The following is a 15,239-nucleotide window of genomic DNA, read 5'->3' as shown; positions in this document are numbered from 1 at the left end:
AGGCGCCCTAAAACAATCCTTCAGATTGTCTGGTCGTAATCCCCAACGCCGGGTTCGGTCCGGATAACCGCGTCGATATCCGCAAATATTGCGCGCATTTCATCCTCGCTCTCGCTGCTTTCGCAAACCACAACAAGGTTTGGGGTATTCGAGGACGCGCGCACCAGACCCCAACTGCCATTGTCCAGAATGACCCGCGCGCCGTTGACGGTGACAACCTCTTTGATCGCACGACCTGCCAGTTTTTCACCGGCATCGGCCTTGGCAACCAGCTTATCGACCAACCGTCTGAGGATGTCATATTTCTCAGTATCGGCGGCATAGGGTGACATGGTGGGTGTCGACCATGTCTTTGGCAACGCCTTGCGCAGGTCCGACATGCTTTGGTCCGGATTGCGGTCCATCAGCTTGCAGATTTCAACCGCCACCCGCATGCCGCAATCATAGCCGCGGCCGATCGGTTCGGCCAGAAAGTAGTGGCCCGATTTTTCGAACCCTGCCAAAGCGTTGATTTCCTTGACCCGTCGCTTCATGTGGCTGTGCCCGGTTTTCCAGTAATCGGCCTTTGCGCCATGCGCTTTCAGTTCGGGGTCACTGGCAAACAATCCGGTCGATTTCACGTCCGCCACGAATGTCGAGTTGGGGTAAATCTTGGCCAGATCGCGCGCCATGATCACACCGACCTTGTCGGCAAAAATCTCTTCACCCTCATCATCCACAACGCCGCAACGGTCACCATCACCATCAAAACCCAGTGCCAGATCGGCACCGCTGGATTTCAGGGTGTCGGCCATGTCGTGCAGCATCTCCATCGCTTCGGGGTTTGGGTTGTAGTTGGGGAAGCTGTAGTCAAGACGACTGTGGCTGGGCACAACCTCGACCCCCATCATTTCGAAAAGTTCGGGCGCAAAGGCCGAAGCGGTTCCATTGCCGGTCGCGCAGACAACCTTTAGCGGCCGGGACATTCTGAAATCGCCTACAAGATCGTCGAGATATGCCTCTTTCACGCCATCAACGAATTCGTATGACCCACCTCCACGCGGCGCGCCTTCGCCATTCAGCACGATATCGCGCAGCTCTGACATTTCATCGGGGCCATGGGTCAGTGGGCGTTCAAACCCCATCTTTACACCGGTCCAGCCATTTGGATTGTGGCTGGCAGTGACCATGGCGACCGCTGGAACATCCAGATGGAACTGCGCGAAATAGGCCATGGGGCTGAGGGCCGGGCCAATATCCTTGACCTGAATCCCCGCCTGCATCAGGCCCAGGATCAGCGCGTTCTTGATCGCCAGCGAATAGTCGCGATAGTCGTTGCCAACCGCGATCACCGGCTCGATCCCGCGTTTGTGCATCTGCGTGCCCAATCCCAGCCCCAGCGCTGTCATACCAGGCAAGTTGATCTCGTCGGGGTATTTCCAGCGGGCGTCATACTCGCGAAAGCCGGTGGGCTTGATCATCGGGTCGCGTAGAAAGCTCCAGGTGTTTGGGGTCACCTCTGGGATGGGTTTGGTCATGCTATCGCTCTGCTTAAATCTGAATCGGGTTGGCCTTTGCCAGCGCATCAAAACGCATCAACGTTTCAACCAATTGTGGCATCTGTTCCAAGGGGATCATGTTGGGTCCGTCGGATGGTGCATTATCCGGGTCTTGGTGCGTTTCGATAAACACGGCACCGACACCTAACGACACTGCGGCGCGGGCCATGACCGGAGCAAACTCACGCTGGCCGCCGGATGACCCACCTTTGCCGCCGGGTTGTTGAACCGAGTGGGTTGCATCCATCACAACCGGATAGCCGGTTTGCGCCATCTGCGGCAGCGACCGCATGTCGGCGACAAGTGTGTTATATCCAAACGACGTGCCGCGTTCCGTTAACAGGATATTCTGGTTGCCCGTACTTTCGATTTTCTCAACAATATTCGGCATTTCCCACGGGGCGAGGAATTGGCCTTTTTTGACGTTCACGGCCTTGCCCGTGTTTCCCGCTGCCAACAGCATATCCGTTTGGCGGCACAGAAATGCCGGGATTTGCAGAATATCTACCGACTCAGCAGCTTGCGCGCACTGAGCTTCGGTATGAACGTCAGTCAGGACCGGAATACCCATCCCTTTGCGGATGTCGTCGAGAACCTTCAGCCCGGCATCTATCCCCATGCCTCGTTTGCCGGACAATGATGTTCGGTTTGCCTTGTCATACGAAGCTTTGAATACGTACTGCGCACCGGCGGCATCGCAGGCCTCTTTCATTTTACCGGCGATCATCTGGGCATGGTCGGCGGTTTCAAGCTGGCAGGGGCCGGCAATGATCGTCAGAGGCAGATCATTGCCGACCGTGAGGTCGGAGATTTTTACATGTTTCATGTGTCTTACGAGGATACCTGTTCACGAAGGACCGACGCGGTGAGCGAGATCATCAGGTAGATACCAGCAAACAACAGGAAAGCCAAAATCGTATTTTCGAACTTGCGCGGGTAGGCGGGTTCTTCACTGGCAACGGGGTTCACGGACACCGTCAGGTAACGCACCTTGCGATTCGCCTCGGTGCGGGTGGTTTCCACTTGCTCAAGGGCGGTCTGCATCATCATGTCCCGCGCAACGAGGTCGGCCTGTGCCATCTGAATACGAACACTCAGCCGCGCCAACGAGTTCTCGCCAGCCGAGACGTCAACCATTTCGGCGTTCAGTTCAGCCAGAACCGCTTCGAGCCTCTGGATATCGGCGCGCACGCCATCCACCTTGGCCTGGTTCGGGCGCAAGTTGTCCATCAGCGCTGCCAATTGCAGCTCCTTTTCCTGCAACTCAACTTCGATCGCGTTGATCCGCATGCGGAGGCCCGCAATTACGTTTTCAGGGTCCAGAACAGCCCCCTGCAGTTGCAGTTCGATCAGTTCTTCCTGCGCCTTCTTGCGTTCTGTCTGTGCGTTTTCAAACGCAGCGATTGCATCACGCATCTGGTCTTCACGCTTCAGCTCGCTCAGCCCATTTATGGTTTCCTCCGCGTAAGATAGCAGGCGTTCCGACAGTAGGACTGAGACCTCAGGGCTTGGCGCCGCGACTTCCATGCGAATGATCCCGTCGCTTGGGTCGTAACCGATAGTTATCATTCGTCTGAACAGCTTGTGGGTCTCTTCAAGCGATGCGTCCTGCGGCAAGCGCTGAATCGGGTCTATCCACTCTTGCTTGAAGATCTCCGAGAAATTGGTGTCCTGCTCTAATCGTACAAGCGCATCCTTGGACTCCAGAAATTCCTGTGTAGCAACCGAATCCTGCGCTGTGGCGAATTGCGTCCCCGCCAGGAACCCGCCAAAAGCGGCCCCACCACCATCTGCCTGCAAGATCGAAAAGGCAGACTTGCTTGCGTACATAGGTGTCGCGTACCTGTAGAAATAAAACCCCACAATCAACGTCGGCAGCAGAACAAAAGCTGTCAGTCGTGCAAACAGGGCAAACAGCTTGCGTCTGCGGCGGCGCGCGATGTCCTTTTGTATCTGTCCAATCTCAAGATTTCGGCGTTCCGCAGGGCTTAGGTTAGGGCCGGGTAGGATCTGCGGTTTTTCCGAAACGGTTTGCGGCAACTGGATCGTGATCTTGTCCTTTGCCTGTTCTTCGGGGTCTTTCTTATTGGCACCCAGATCCAAGAGGTTGGCCCTTTCGAAAGGATTTATCCCCTTCAGGCGCAACAGCCGCACCGCGTCGTAGTCTGACGTCGCCTCAAGCCCATTTTTCTGCGCGAGGCGTCTTGCTACACGCAACTGCCGACCCGTCAGCCCTTCGCCTTTGATCGTCTCAATGTCAGTCGCCGGGGCCGAGTCATTCGCGGCCTCGGCCGGTTGCGTCGCCGCTCTGATACGCGAAATCGCGTCAGCACGGGCATCAGCCGAGGCCGGGTCCGTTCGGCTGTGGCGCCAGCGGTATTTTTTAGCCTTGGGTTTGGTAGTCATATAGCTGTTTCGCCTCTTCCAAGGTGTCGAACATGTAAAGATGGCCATCCAGAAGAACGGCGGCTTCCTGTGCAAATTTTTCAAGAACTTTGGGGTTGTGGGACACAATCACCAATGTCGTTGTCCGCAGCCGCTCTTTCAGAATGTCACCGGCTTTTTGGTTGAATTCAACATCGGTTGATGCGGGCATGCCTTCGTCAATCAAATACATGTCGAAATCCAGCGCCAGCATGAGCGCAAAGGTGAAACGCGCCCGCATACCCGTTGAATATGTCCCGAGCGGTTGGGTAAAATACTCACCCAGATTGCACAGCCATTTGCAATAGGCTTCGACGTAGTCGGGGTCCATCCCGTAGATCTTGGCGATGTAGCGCGCGTTTTCCAGGGCCGAGAGCTTTTTTGCAACTCCGCCTGAAAACCCCATCGGAAAAGAAACCCTGCAATTCTTTCTGATCACGCCCTCATCCGGTTTTTCAAGCCCGGCCATCATGTTGATCAGCGTTGTCTTCCCGGTTCCATTTGGCGCAAGAATGCCAATCGAACGCCCCAGCTCAATCCGGAACGAGACCCTGTCCAGAATCACCTTGCGGCGGGTCCCGGTCCAGAAGGACTTACTGACATTCTCAAACTCAAGCATTCTCGGCCTGCTGCTCTGACGTTTGTTTGGTTTAGCGCTCAGGCTGATGTAAGCGCGGTCACCTTATTTGTTTATGTTGGCTACATTATGTCGAATTTTGAAACAAATGATCAATGTCCAGCAAAGCCGCCTTTTCGTTTTTGTGACATTTGAACCTGTTGGACCCTGGCTATCTGTTCACTATCTTTCATTCCAACCATCAAACACCGTGCTGCAGGAAGTCTTTCGATCTGATGAATTCGTTACAGGAAGAGATAGAGGCCTGCCAAATATGTGCAGAAAAGTTCCGCGCCACGCATACAGCGCACGAGCCGCGACCGGTGGTCTGGTTCAGCTCTGGCGCGCGCTTGCTGATTGCCGGCCAAGCGCCGGGCGCACGCGTTCATGCCTCGGGGCGTCCGTTCACCGATCCTTCGGGGGATCGCCTGCGTGACTGGTTGGGGATTGACGAAACCATTTTTTATGACCGCACCCGCGTGTCGATTGTTCCGATGGCCTTTTGCTTTCCGGGGTATAATGAGCGAAAAGCTGACCTGCCCCCGCCGCGCATCTGTGGCAAGACGTGGCATGACCGGGTTATGCAAACGCTTGGAGAGGTGCCGCTGACGATAACGGTTGGCGGCCACGCGCAAAAGTTTCACATGGATGTTCAAGGGTCGGTCACGAATACGGTGCAACGCTGGCGGGACTATGCGCCGCGCGTCTTTCCCTTGCCTCATCCATCCTGGCGCAATACGGCATGGCTGAAGAAAAACCCGTGGTTCGAAGCAGAACTTCTGCCGGTTTTGCGTGCGCGGGTCCAAGAGGTTTTGAATGACTGATACAACGGCGCTTGATTCAGCGCATGCCGCCATGGAGGCCAACCCGCAAGACGATGCAGCGCGCTTGCGCTTTTTTGAACGCCTTGCGGATAGCGAGCTGTTTTTGATGCTGACCGAAGAGGCGCAGGGCGAAAGCATCTCGCCCGAGTTATTCGATGTCGCTGATGGCCGCTTTGTTTTGGCCTTCGATCGTGAGGACAGGCTGGCCCGTTTCGCCGAAAAACCCGTGCCTTATGTGGCCCTGTCGGGGCGGATCTTGTCGTCGATGCTGTCGGGGCAGGGGATCGGTCTGGGCCTGAACCTTGAGGTCGCGCCGTCGTCGATGCTGATCCCGGCCGAGGCGTTGGGGTGGCTCGCGTCTACACTGAAACATGCACCGGAAGAGGTTCAACAGCGTTTGGCCCAGTTCCTTCCACCCGTTGGCCTGCCGGAAGATCTGCTACAGGCGCTGGATGCAAAGCTGGCAACAGCTGTTGGTCTGGCCGAGACCGCGTTTCTGGTGGGAACCAAGGCAGAAGACGGGGGATCGGGGCACTTGCTTGGATTTGTCGGCGCGGTCGAAGGGGCCGAGCCCGCTTTGGCCAAAGCCGCCTCCGAAGCCCTGACATTTTCAGGGATCGAAGCGGGTGCGATGGATGTTGGGTTCTTTAAACCGCATGACCCGGCGGCAGCAGCACTGGCGCGGGTTGGTCTGCGGTTCGACCTGCCACAGCCTGAGCGGCGTGTTGTGGAACAGGTTGCTCCGGGTCGTGATCCGGAAAAACCACCTGTACTGAAGTAAGAAACCCCGCGTTCCTCCGGGCCGCGGGGCGCTCACGTTATTCTGCGGCGGGTTCCAGCTTATCCTGTGTACGGGTTTCGAAATCGCTGGCGTCGTGACGCTCGTGCAGTTGGGTTTCAGGCGCACCAAACGTGCGGTTGACCATCCGGCCCCTTTTTACGGCGGGCCGTTCGTCAATCGCTTTGGCCCACCGCAATACGTTTTTGTAGGTTTCAACGTCCAGGAACTCAGCCGCACTGTAGAGGCGACCCAAAACCAATTGGCCATACCACGACCAGATTGCCATGTCGGCAATCGTATAGTTTTCGCCCGCGACGTAAGTGTTATCGGCCAACTGCCGGTCTAAAACATCCAACTGCCGCTTGGTCTCCATCGTGAAGCGGTTGATCGGGTATTCCATTTTCTCTGGGGCATAAGCGTAGAAATGACCAAACCCGCCACCAAGGTAAGGCGCACTGCCCATTTGCCAGAATACCCAATTCATGACTTCTGTGCGCTCAGGTCCGGATTCCGGAAGGAAGGCACCAAATTTCTCAGCCAGATGTAAAAGAATCGATGCGCTTTCAAATACACGGACAGGCGTGTCGCCTGAACGGTCCCACAATGCAGGAATTTTTGAGTTCGGATTGGCCCCGACAAAACCCGAACTGAACTGATCACCGTCACCGATTTTGACCAGCCAGGCATCATATTCTGCGCCTTCGTGCCCCAGTGCCAGCAACTCTTCAAGCATCACGGTCACTTTGACGCCATTTGGGGTCGCCAGAGAGTAGAGCTGCAGCGGGTGCTTTCCGACCGGCAGGTCTTTGTCGTGGGTCGCGCCAGCAATGGGACGGTTGATATTGGCAAATTGCCCGCCGCTTTCGCTGTCCCATGTCCAGACTTTGGGGGGTTCGTATTGGGATTGCTCGGTCATCTGGTCTCTCTCTCAGCAAAGTTCGGTTTACAGGTCAGTCAAACCAAACAGCTAATATTGCAACGCCCTGAGTCCAACCCCGGACGCTCGGTTAGTTTTGTAACAATTGGGTGCGCAGGTCTAACGTTTCCTCTTGAGCGGTCACACCGGCGCGAGCGGGACTGCCCAAAAGAATAAAAAAGTCTATCCTTCCAGCAGACGCCAACCCTAGTGGATAAAAGGATTAACCGAATGAAACGCTTCGCCCTGACCCTAGCGACTGCTCTGACCCTCGCCGTTCCGGCATTTGCCGGTGACCAATATGTAGACGGCACTGGTTTTGCCGTTTCGGGCTATGATGTTGTCGCCTATCGCAGCCTGGATCAGGCACCTGTGGGCCAGTCCCAGCCTGAAGGCGTGCGCGGCCACGCTGATATCACTGCGGAATACAATGGCGCGACCTGGGCCTTCGCAACCGAGGAAAACCGCGACAAATTCTTGGAAAACCCAGCTTTTTATGCGCCTCAGTATGATGGCCACTGCGCTTATGGCGTATCGAAAGGCGGAAAGGTTCCGGCAAACCCAAACCTGTGGCGGATCGTTGACGACAAACTTTATCTGAACATCACAGATGTGGTTGTGGGTTTCTGGGAAGAAGATGTCCCCGGAAACATCAACATTGCCGAAGGCAACTGGCCTGAAATCGAAAGTAATGCCGCATCGACCAGCGTCATCCCCAAATTCACTTCGGAAGGCCCGGTTTCTAATTGATCGAGATTTTCCAATAGATTAACCCGGCCGCCACTTGGCCGGGTTTTTCGTATCAGTTCGGTAACCAGAACTCGTCCCGCATCTGCTGATCCGCGTCGAACTTTATGCGGACGCTTTTTGCGCCCGGAAATTTGGACGTGATAATCGCTTCCGGCACTACGACCTCGCCTGCGCCCGCATCGTTGGACTGAAAGCTCAGCACCTCGGTTTCCGTGCGCCGCGCCGAGGCCAGGAAAGAGGTCGGCAACGCCACCCGATTAGATCCTTCACAGACAGGCGTGGGAACGAAATACGTCAGGTGACGGCCATAAAACCCCACGGCTTCCGGAACATGGTCCGAGTCCGTTTCGTTTTGCGTGGGCGACGCCACGTCCGATTGATCTGAGCTATGCGCCAGCGCTGTGTTCAACAACACGCGGCAGGCGTTCATATCTTCGCTCTCCAACTCAATCACACGCTTGCGCAGCTTTGGGCGTCGCGGTTTGCCGGTGGTCGGGCCTTTGGCCGTCAGGCCTTCGCGACGCAAGAAATCATAGGCTTCCTTGGCGCGGGCAAAATGCGTGCAGTCACCATTCTTGTGATCGGGATGTGCGTGAAAGGCGATATGTCGCCAGGCATCCCGGATATCATCGGATCCGGCGGTCTGGTCCAGTCCAAGCGCCGCAAGCGCGTCAGCGCGGGCATTAATTTTTTCAACAGGCTCCATACCCAAATAACTCGTTAAACAAATACAACGCTCTCAGTGTGCGGAGGCCATTGAATTTGTCAAACTTTAGCGAATTTTTATCCTCCCCACGGGGACAGTGACTGTTTTGGTTGAGGGATTGTTTACATATTCATGGTGCGAGAGAATGATGTGAGACGTCGCAAAAAGCCCAGAACCTCAATGGGTTCCGGGCAAGGTGACCAACAGGGGATTACCTCAGGCGACGTTCTGCAAGGCGGCCCTAGGCGTAATGCCCAAGGCAAAGCAGACGTCACGCGTTAGTTCCGGTCGATTCAGGGTGTAAAAATGCAGCTTGTCCACACCGCCCTCGATCAAATCCGAGCATAATTCGGTGCACAAGGCAGTGGCCAGCAGGTCTTCGCGATCGTCTCGAAGTGCCTTGTCAAAAGCATTCTCAATCCACGCCGGAATATACGCCCCGCAGCGGCGGGCAAAGTTGCGAGCCCCTTTCCAGTTTTCGATCGGCAGGATGCCGGGCACGATGGGTTTGTCGATCCCAGCCTTCTCGCACGCGTCACGAAAGCGGAAAAAAGTCTCGGCCTCGAAAAAGAATTGGGTCAGGGCTTCGTCGGCACCCGCATCGAACTTGGCTTTGAGCCAATCGATATCAGCAGCGAAATTCTGCGCCTCGGGGTGCCGGTCGGGATATGCGCCGATGCGAATGTTGAACTTCCCGGTTTCGGCCAGGGCTTCGATCAGTTCGACCGAATGCGCAAACCCGTCGGGATGTGGCACGAACCGGTCCTGACCTTTCGGCGGATCACCACGCAACGCAACGATATCCTGCACGCCGGCGGCTGCGAAAGTTTCTGCGATCTCCAGCGTTTCCTGGCGCGAGGCATCAACGCAGGTCAGGTGCGCGGCCACTGGCAGGCCGGAAGATTTGTGCAAGGTGGACACAGCATCGCGGGTCAGCTCGCGGGTCGTGCCACCTGCGCCATAGGTAACGGACACAAAGCGCGGCTCAAGCGGAGCCAATGTCTGAACAGTATCCCACAGGCGGAATGAGGCCTCGAGCGTTTGCGGCGGGAAAAACTCGAATGAAATTTCTGGTTTCGTCATGTTAGCCTCACAGGTCCAATCTGTACCCCTTGTGCCAGTTTGGGCATTGTGAGACAAACTCATATTACTCAAGAACAACATGAGCCTCACAGCAATGCACATTGAATTTCGGCACCTGCGTACGATCAAGGCCATCCACGAATGCGGTGGCCTAGCCCGCGCCGCGGATCAGTTGAACATCACCCAATCCGCTCTGAGCCATCAGATCAAGGGGCTGGAAGATCAGGCCGGGGTCGAGCTGTTCCTGCGCCGGTCCAAACCGATGAAGCTGTCAGCGGCAGGGTTGCGGCTGTTGCGTTTGGCCGAGCAGATTTTGCCGCAAGTCGAGGCAACGCAACAGGAATTTTCGTCCCTTCGGGATGGTCGTACTGGTCGCATGCACATTGCTATCGAGTGTCATGCCTGTTTTGAGTGGTTGTTCCCCGTGCTAGAGGCTTTTCGTAAATCCTGGGGGGATGTGGACGTTGATATCCGTCCCGGCCTTGCATTTGACGCGCTGCCTGCATTGCAAAAAGAAGAAGTTGACCTTGTCATCTCATCCGACCCTGAAAGCCTTCCGGGTGTCGAGTTCATTGAACTGTTTGATTACGAAGCGGTTTTTGTTGCCGCCTCGTCACATAAGTTGGCGCAGAAAAAGTACATTGAGGCCGATGATTTCCGTGGTCAAACTTTGATCACCTATCCGGTTGAGCGTACACGTCTGGATGTGTTCAGCCAGTTGCTGATCCCTGCTCGGGTTGAACCTGCAGCGATCCGTCAGGTCGAACTGACTGCGGTGATCCTGTTGCTGGTCGCGTCAAACCGTGGTGTATCAGTCTTGCCTGACTGGGTAGTGCGTGAGGTCAAGTACAATTCCGACTATGTCACGCGACCGCTGACCAAGAACGGAATCACCCGCAGGCTGTACGCAGCGGTACGTACCGAAGACCTTGAAAAACCCTACGTGCAAGAGTTGATCGAATTGGCCGGTAGCGAGGCGCGCAAGTTACAAGCGCAGTAGGCGCCAAACGCCGGTCAGCTATGCGCATCATTCCTCTTGGCAAGGTCGCATAGCCCCAGTATACGCGCGGTTTGACCGGACAGGAGCCTTTGGACAATGGTTGGCAGTGCAAACCTCAACATCATGATCAAAGCCGCGCGCAAGGCGGGGCGTTCTTTGGTCAAGGATTTTCGTGAAGTCGAGAACCTTCAGGTGTCGATGAAAGGTGCGGGTGACTTTGTTTCAAAGGCCGATATCGCCGCCGAGGCGATCCTGAAAGAGGAATTGCTTGGTGCGCGCCCGACCTATGGCTGGCTGGCCGAAGAGGGCGGCGCCATCGATGGCGAGGACCCAACCCGCCGCTGGATCGTTGACCCGCTGGATGGCACCACGAACTTCCTGCACGGCCTTCCGCATTGGGCGATCTCTATCGCGTTGGAACACAAGGGCAAGATCGTGGCTGGTGTGATCTATGACGCCGCTAAGGATGAGATGTTCTTTGCCGAAAAAGGCGAGGGCGCGTGGATGAATGACACCCGCATTCGCGTCTCTGGCCGTCACCGCATGATCGAGTCCATTTTCTCGACCGGATTGCCCTTTGGTGGCCGCTCGGACCTGCCTGCTACTCTGCAGGACCTTGCACGTTTGATGCCGGTTTGTGCCGGTGTACGCCGCTGGGGCGCTGCGGCGCTGGACATGGCCTACGTGGCTGCGGGCCGCTATGAAGGCTTTTGGGAGCGTCGCCTGAACGCATGGGATTTGGCCGCCGGGATCATCATCGTGAAAGAAGCCGGTGGCCTTGTTCAGGCCTTGAATCCGGAAGGAAGCGTTATTGACGATGGTGAGGTGATCTGTTCGAACGAGCCGATCTTTGACCAATTCGCCAAAGTGATCCGCAGTTGACCAGCGCTTATTCCGGTAAAGCAAGCGCGCCCGATTGAGGCGCGCTTTTTCGTTTTCGGGATTCGCTTTACAGAATCGCCCGATCTGCTAACCCGGCTTTGTCCGCGAGTTTTGCGGCAACTGATGCGACGGCGAGGTCTTGCAGTCCGACCCCCGTGCCGTCGAAGAGGGTGATCTCTTCGTCTGACCCACGCCCCGGGTGGTCGCCGTTGATAACGGCTCCGATCGGGGTAATCTGGTCTTTGGTCAGCTGACCGTCGGCGACAGCGTGCTGAGTCTCTCCGATGGTAATGGATTGCGCTACCTCATCGGTGAATACGGTGGCATGGGCCACCAGCATGGCATCGACCTCTTGCTTGCCCTTCGTATCGGTGCCCATACATGCCAGATGGGTGCCGGGTTTGATCCAGTCCTTCATCAACAAGGGTTCAAAAGCCGAGGTGATCGTAATGATGACATCTGCCTGTGCGCCAAGCTCTTCTTGGGTGACGGCCTGAAACTCCAGTCCGACCTCATGCACGACGGCTTCCAGACGCGGCAGCATTTCGGGGTGTGGGTTCCAGGCGACCACCTTTTTAAAGTCACGCTGCTCAGCGGCGGCCCGAAGCTGGAAGGTGGATTGGTGGCCCGCGCCGACCATCCCCAGCACTTTGGAGTCTCTGCGGGCCAGATGGGCGATGGACACGGCCGCAGACGCCGCTGTGCGGACAGCAGTCAAGTAGTTGCCGCCAACCAGCGCTGACAGCCGCCCAGTGTCGGGGTCAAACAGAAAGACGGTGGACTGGTGGTTGGTCAACCCTTTCTCGGTGTTTCCCGGCCAGTATCCACCGGATTTGACGCCCAGCACCTGACCCGCGCGGTCAAACCCGGACTTGAAACCGTAGAGGGCATCGGCATAGCCGATCGCCTCGCGGATAACAGGGAAGTTGTACGCGTCACCGCGCGCCATCGCGGCAAATACGTCTTGTACCGCGTCGAACGCCTCTTTGCGGCCAACCAGCTGCTGACACAGGTCTTCGCTGACAATCAGCAGGCCATTATCTGACATATCTTTCATTATCCTCCCCTCGCCTAGAAGACTTTGCCGCGCGCAGAAACAGGCCAGAGGGCTTCGACCTTGCCGTCACGCACACCCACGTACCAGTCATGGACATTGGCGGTCGGGTCGCAGTGGCCGGGCACTAAATACAGCTTTTCATTGATCCTCAGAACGCCGTGGGGGTCGGCGACTACGCCGTGCTCGTCCGAGCATTTGACGTATTCCACATCCGTTCGCCCAAAGACCACCGGTAGCCCACTGTCCACCGACTGCGCCTTGAGTCCGGCATCCACGATGGCTTTGTCCGCTTTGGCGTGGCTCATGACGCTGGTGAGGATAAAGAAGGCGTTTTCCCACTCACCCCGGTCGATCCGGTTGCCGTCCTTGTCCAGAATACGGCCGTAATCGGCATCCATAAACGCGTATGAGCCGCACTGGAGCTCGTTGTAAACACCCGAGGTGCTTTCGAAGTAGTAGGACCCGGTGCCGCCACCGCCGACGATATCGCAATCCAACCCTTCGGTCTTCAACCCGTCTACAGCGTCTTTCACTTGCGCTACGGCGATGTCGATCTTGGCCTTGCGGTCTGCGTACAAATCCAAATGCTGCATCGCCCCCTGATAGGCTTGAATACCTGCAAACTTCAGGCCCGGGGCCGCGTCGATGGCCTTGGCGATGGCGATGACGTCGGGCGTGGTGGTCACACCGCAACGACCCGCGCCGCAGTCGATTTCCACAAGACATTCGATCTTGGTGCCATGGCGCTGCGCTGCTTCGGACAGGTCGTACACATTGTCTATATCGTCGACGCAGCAAATCGTCCGGGCCCCCAGCTTGGGCATTTGCGCAAGCCTGTCGATTTTGACCGCATCGCGCACCTGGTTCGAGACCAGAATGTCCTTGATACCACCACGGGCAAAAACTTCGGCCTCTGACACTTTCTGACAGCAGATACCGCACGCGCCGCCAAGTTCGACCTGAAGCCGCGCCACATCGACGGATTTGTGCATCTTGCCGTGCACCCGGTGGCGCATGCCGTGGGCCTTGGCATAGTCGCCCATTTTCTTGATGTTGCGTTCCAGTGCGTCCAAATCCAGAACCAATGCGGGTGTCTGGATCTCGGATACGTCCATGCCGATGGCGGCGGGTATGTCAAAGCCGACCTCAAGCTGTTCGATGTTTACGGGCTTGTTCATGTTTTCCTCCTCAACCCCGGGTCCAGGGCAATTTGTCCAGATCCACGTTGCCGCCGGTGATGATCACGCCGACACGCTTGCCCTTGAACACCTCGGGGTGCTTCAGGATCGTTGCCAAAGGCACGGCGCTGCTTGGCTCCATCACGATGCGCAGGTGCTTCCATGTGGTTTTCATCGCCGCGACAATCTCGTCTTCGCTGGCGGTGTGGATGTCGCTGACGAAGTTTGACACGAAGTGCCACGTGTTTTCCTTTAACGGCACCTTAAGGCCATCCGCGATGGTGTTCGGCGCATCATCGGCGATGATATGACCGGCCTTGAAGCTGCGATAGGCGTCGTCAGCCTGTTCGGGTTCTGCGGCATAAACCTGAACCTCGGGCGCGAGGTTTGAAAGCGTCAGGCAAGTGCCCGAGATCATGCCGCCGCCGCCAATAGGCGCAATCACCGCGTCCAGACCGTCGGTTTGTTCCAGAAACTCGGCCGAACAGGTCGCTTGACCTGCGATCACGCGTGGGTCGTTGTAAGGGTGTATGAATTCACCACCCGTGCGCGCCTGTACCTCGGCAAATACCGCCTCGCGCGAGGTGGTCGATGGTTCGCATTCGGTGATGATCCCGCCATAGCGGCGCACAGCGTCCTTTTTGGCCTGTGGCGCCGTGCGTGGCATGACCACGTTGCAGGGAATACCACGCCGGTTGGCCGCGTAAGACAGGCTGAGCGCGTGATTGCCCGAGGAATGAGTGGCCACACCGCGTTTGGCGGCCGCCTCATTCAGGCCAAAGACCGCGTTGCAAGCACCGCGCACCTTGAATGCGCCGGCTTCCTGAAAGTTTTCGCATTTGAAAAACAGCCGCGCGCCGGTCAGATCGTCCAGATAGTCCGAGCGCAACACGGGTGTACGGTTGATATGGGGCCGGATACGGTCGTGCGCCTCACGCATATCGGCGAGGGTCAGGCTATCGGCTGTGGTCAGTGCGTCCAACATCGGGCTTCTCCTCATGCCGCGGTTTTCATGGGGGTCGTGCGCCCCGAGCGAAAATACTCCTGCGCCGCCGCAACACCGCTGCCGAGGTCGATCGGGTAGCTCAGATCAGCCATCGCCATCTCGATTGTGGCCAGACCACTTAGAACCATGACATCCGTCAGACTGCCCAAGTGACCGATGCGGAAGGCTTTGCCGTTCATTTCACCCAAGCCGACGCCAAAACTGACGCCGTAGGTGTTAAAGGCGTGATCGGTCAGGGCATTGCTGTCGAAGCCCTCGGGCACATAAATCGCGCTAACCGTATCCGAGTAAAGCTCGGGCGATTGCGCCACCAGGTCCAGGCCCCATGCGGCAGTGGCCCTGCGCACGCCTTCGGCCAGTCGGGTATGACGTGAATAGACGTTGTCCAAGCCTTCCTCGAACAGCATATTCAGGCTTTCACGCATACCGTAAATCAGTTGCAATGGCGGGGTATAGGGGAACCCGCCGGATGCGTTGG

Annotated in this window: 15 protein-coding genes and 1 pseudogene; 5 read left to right on the top strand and 11 right to left on the bottom strand. The window is 56.8% G+C overall.

Annotated features, from left to right (window positions below; all coding sequences use genetic code 11):
* Positions 1 to 20: 20 nt before the first annotated feature.
* From ACXAET_RS18430 to ACXAET_RS18415, 4 genes are read right to left on the bottom strand one after another with little or no spacing between them, the layout of a single operon-like run.
* Complete coding sequence (locus ACXAET_RS18430; protein WP_475188514.1) at positions 21 to 1,517, bottom strand: phosphomannomutase/phosphoglucomutase; 1,497 nt, start codon at positions 1,515 to 1,517, stop codon at positions 21 to 23.
* A gap of 13 nt (positions 1,518 to 1,530) precedes the next feature.
* The gene (kdsA, locus tag ACXAET_RS18425; RefSeq protein WP_475188510.1) at positions 1,531 to 2,364 is read right to left on the bottom strand and encodes a 3-deoxy-8-phosphooctulonate synthase; all 834 of its coding nucleotides are present in this window, start codon (positions 2,362 to 2,364) and stop codon (positions 1,531 to 1,533) included.
* Positions 2,365 to 2,369: 5 nt separating this feature from the next.
* Entirely contained in the window at positions 2,370 to 3,944 is a 1,575-nt protein-coding gene (locus ACXAET_RS18420) for a KpsE/RkpR family capsule polysaccharide export protein (RefSeq protein ID WP_475188504.1), read from the bottom strand.
* Positions 3,922 to 4,581: an ABC transporter ATP-binding protein gene (locus tag ACXAET_RS18415; RefSeq protein ID WP_475188502.1), complete on the bottom strand. Its 660-nt coding sequence runs from the start codon at positions 4,579 to 4,581 to the stop codon at positions 3,922 to 3,924. The genes ACXAET_RS18420 and ACXAET_RS18415 overlap by 23 nt, the downstream gene beginning before the upstream one ends.
* A 233-nt stretch (positions 4,582 to 4,814) precedes the next feature.
* Here ACXAET_RS18415 and ACXAET_RS18410 point away from each other — a divergent pair, with 233 nt between their 5' ends.
* A complete protein-coding gene (locus ACXAET_RS18410; RefSeq protein WP_475188500.1) occupies positions 4,815 to 5,402 on the top strand; it encodes a uracil-DNA glycosylase family protein in 588 nt (195 codons plus the stop codon).
* The gene (locus ACXAET_RS18405) at positions 5,395 to 6,183 is read left to right on the top strand and encodes an SseB family protein (protein WP_475188497.1); all 789 of its coding nucleotides are present in this window, start codon (positions 5,395 to 5,397) and stop codon (positions 6,181 to 6,183) included. The genes ACXAET_RS18410 and ACXAET_RS18405 overlap by 8 nt, the downstream gene beginning before the upstream one ends.
* Before the next feature lie 37 nt (positions 6,184 to 6,220).
* Here ACXAET_RS18405 and yghU read toward each other — a convergent pair whose 3' ends face one another.
* Complete coding sequence (gene yghU / locus ACXAET_RS18400; protein ID WP_475188494.1) at positions 6,221 to 7,099, bottom strand: glutathione-dependent disulfide-bond oxidoreductase; 879 nt, start codon at positions 7,097 to 7,099, stop codon at positions 6,221 to 6,223.
* A 231-nt stretch (positions 7,100 to 7,330) separates the two neighbouring features.
* Between yghU and ACXAET_RS18395 the strand changes: the two genes are divergently transcribed.
* Complete coding sequence (locus tag ACXAET_RS18395) at positions 7,331 to 7,849, top strand: YHS domain-containing (seleno)protein (RefSeq protein ID WP_475188490.1); 519 nt, start codon at positions 7,331 to 7,333, stop codon at positions 7,847 to 7,849.
* 52 nt (positions 7,850 to 7,901) lie between these two features.
* Here ACXAET_RS18395 and ACXAET_RS18390 read toward each other — a convergent pair whose 3' ends face one another.
* Together ACXAET_RS18390 and metF are read right to left on the bottom strand one after the other, a co-directional pair.
* Positions 7,902 to 8,555 (bottom strand): DnaJ domain-containing protein, encoded by a 654-nt coding sequence (locus tag ACXAET_RS18390; RefSeq protein ID WP_475188485.1) that lies wholly within the window; start codon positions 8,553 to 8,555, stop codon positions 7,902 to 7,904.
* Between the two features lie 216 nt (positions 8,556 to 8,771).
* Positions 8,772 to 9,638: a methylenetetrahydrofolate reductase [NAD(P)H] gene (gene metF, locus ACXAET_RS18385; RefSeq protein WP_475188480.1), complete on the bottom strand. Its 867-nt coding sequence runs from the start codon at positions 9,636 to 9,638 to the stop codon at positions 8,772 to 8,774.
* Positions 9,639 to 9,732: 94 nt separating this feature from the next.
* Between metF and ACXAET_RS18380 the strand changes: the two genes are divergently transcribed.
* The gene (locus tag ACXAET_RS18380) at positions 9,733 to 10,638 is read left to right on the top strand and encodes a LysR family transcriptional regulator (RefSeq protein ID WP_475188477.1); all 906 of its coding nucleotides are present in this window, start codon (positions 9,733 to 9,735) and stop codon (positions 10,636 to 10,638) included.
* Between the two features lie 96 nt (positions 10,639 to 10,734).
* Positions 10,735 to 11,520: an inositol monophosphatase family protein gene (locus ACXAET_RS18375; RefSeq protein ID WP_475188473.1), complete on the top strand. Its 786-nt coding sequence runs from the start codon at positions 10,735 to 10,737 to the stop codon at positions 11,518 to 11,520.
* A gap of 67 nt (positions 11,521 to 11,587) precedes the next feature.
* On the opposite strand, the gene bhcD is transcribed toward ACXAET_RS18375, so the two are convergent.
* From bhcD to ACXAET_RS18355, 4 genes and pseudogenes are all read right to left on the bottom strand, one after another.
* Positions 11,588 to 12,577: an iminosuccinate reductase BhcD gene (gene bhcD / locus ACXAET_RS18370; protein ID WP_475188468.1), complete on the bottom strand. Its 990-nt coding sequence runs from the start codon at positions 12,575 to 12,577 to the stop codon at positions 11,588 to 11,590.
* Positions 12,578 to 12,591: 14 nt separating this feature from the next.
* Positions 12,592 to 13,755: a 3-hydroxy-D-aspartate aldolase BhcC gene (gene bhcC, locus ACXAET_RS18365; RefSeq protein ID WP_475188466.1), complete on the bottom strand. Its 1,164-nt coding sequence runs from the start codon at positions 13,753 to 13,755 to the stop codon at positions 12,592 to 12,594.
* Positions 13,756 to 13,765: 10 nt separating this feature from the next.
* Positions 13,766 to 14,740 (bottom strand): beta-hydroxyaspartate dehydratase BhcB, encoded by a 975-nt coding sequence (bhcB, locus tag ACXAET_RS18360; RefSeq protein ID WP_475188463.1) that lies wholly within the window; start codon positions 14,738 to 14,740, stop codon positions 13,766 to 13,768.
* 11 nt (positions 14,741 to 14,751) lie between these two features.
* Positions 14,752 to 15,239 (bottom strand): annotated as a pseudogene (locus tag ACXAET_RS18355) (serine--glyoxylate aminotransferase); the annotation flags it as partial.

Source organism: Ruegeria sp. AWH4_226, from assembly GCF_056159225.1.
Note: the sequence above shows the minus strand (reverse complement) of the source record. Positions and strands in the feature narration are given on the sequence as shown.